Source organism: Thalassotalea sp. G20_0 (assembly GCF_017744175.1).
Classification (GTDB): Bacteria; Pseudomonadota; Gammaproteobacteria; order Pseudomonadales; family Endozoicomonadaceae; genus Endozoicomonas.
In genome coordinates this window covers 1-927 of the sequence record NZ_JAGHQV010000281.1, presented here as the reverse complement: position 1 = coordinate 927, position 927 = coordinate 1, and the positions used below count along the sequence as shown (strand labels likewise).

The following is a 927-nucleotide window of genomic DNA, read 5'->3' as shown; positions in this document are numbered from 1 at the left end:
ACACTATTGACTGAGACGGTAATAACCTCATTGGCGTAGGCACCCACCTGAATGTTCTTATCAACAAACGAGCCATCCAGCAACTTCTGTCCGGCAAAGGTGGTGGACTCGGCAATCCGGTTCAGTTCCGCCCCCAGCTGTTTCAGCTCCCCGTTCAGGGCAATCCGGTCATCGCTACTGTTGCTGTCACTGGCGGACTGTACTGCCAGGTCCCGCATCCGCTGGAGCAGAGACGCGGTTTCTGTCATGGCACCTTCCGCCGTCTGGGCAATAGAGATGCCGTCATTGGCATTACGCACCGCCACACTCAAGCCATTAATTTGTGAACTCATCCGGTTACTGATCTGCATCCCGGCGGCATCGTCTGCGGCACTGTTGATGCGATAACCGGTCGAGAGCCTTTGCATCGCTGTATCAAGACCGTTCTGGGCCCGCTCCAGACTGATCTGGGCTTGCATTGATGGAATATTGGTGTTGATACTGATGGCCATAACAGCCTCCTAGAGATAATCAAATAACGACAGGTTCGCTACTTCAGAAAGCCCTTTAAGAGCGGCTTCATACTGTACTTTCTGCTGATTCAGATGGCTGATTGCACTGATATAATCCAGATCACCCAGCTGCCCCGCCTGTTCCTGAAAGTACAACCTGGCCTCGTGATGGTCACTGCGAATGCCGTCCAGTGCTTTCATCCGGGTTCCCAGGGCGGCATGAACGCTGCCAGCCTGATTCTGTGCCTGATCAAGCTGTACCAGGTAACCGGCAAGCAGCGTTGACAGGTTGGTGGGTGGAGCCTGAAGTGTTTGCGCTATCTGACTGAGCATGGTGATTACATTAAAACCTGATCCACCGTCGTTCACAGTAAAGCACAGAGATTCAGCACTGTCCGTAGACGACATTGTTATATCGGAGGCGACTGTTATTTGC

Annotated in this window: 2 protein-coding genes; both read right to left on the bottom strand. The window is 52.8% G+C overall.

Features of this window, described 5'->3' with window-relative positions; genetic code table 11:
• On the bottom strand, positions 1-491 hold a 491-nt coding region (locus tag J7438_RS26055; RefSeq protein ID WP_503003950.1), incomplete at its 3' end, for a flagellin N-terminal helical domain-containing protein.
• Positions 492-500: 9 nt separating this feature from the next.
• On the bottom strand, positions 501-927 hold a 427-nt coding region (locus J7438_RS26050; RefSeq protein WP_209278940.1), incomplete at its 5' end, for a flagellin family protein.